A 564-nucleotide genomic window follows, 5' to 3' on the forward strand; every position below is an offset into this window, starting at 1 on the left:
TGAGTACACAAAGAAGCTTAGATGAGTTAATAGCTCGCGCAGAAGCCAATCTGGTGTCTGCGACAGGGCAAAACAACCCAGCAACCAAAGGGATAGCCGCTGCCATTGCGGGTGTCAGCTATGGGCAATATGGTTATCAAGATTTGCTGTTCAGGCAGCTGCATCCAGAGACTTGCTCTGAAGAGTGGTTATACCTACACGCCAATCGCCATAAAGCCCCTCGACTACTGCCAACATTCGCAACGGGTCGAGTGCAGTTCACAGAGCTTGGCGGCACTGTGGTGATCAAAAAAGGCACCCGCTTAACGCATGCCAATCACGAGTATGAAACCACCAAAGAACAATACAGCAATTCTCCCGTCGAAATCATCGCGCTTAAATCGGGTATTGATAGCAACTTACCTGCAGGCGCAATACTGACGCTAAGCAAAGGGCTCAGCGGAATTGATCCAAACCGTGTGGTTTCACAAGGCGTGACAGGTGGCGCGAACATTGAAGAACTCAAGCACTGGCGTTCAAGAGTGATCGTAGCGTTTGAGAAGAACGAGCTCATCGGTAAATCAG

The 564-nt window shown here is 49.8% G+C and carries 1 protein-coding gene; it reads left to right on the forward strand.

Going from position 1 to position 564, the window contains the following annotated elements; all coding sequences use genetic code 11:
- A partial coding sequence (locus AB4496_RS27555; protein WP_372133165.1) for a baseplate J/gp47 family protein occupies nucleotides 1-564 on the forward strand: 564 nt, incomplete at both ends.

The organism is Vibrio sp. 10N.222.46.A1, assembly GCF_041473595.1.
Classification (GTDB): Bacteria; Pseudomonadota; Gammaproteobacteria; order Enterobacterales; family Vibrionaceae; genus Vibrio; species Vibrio tasmaniensis_A.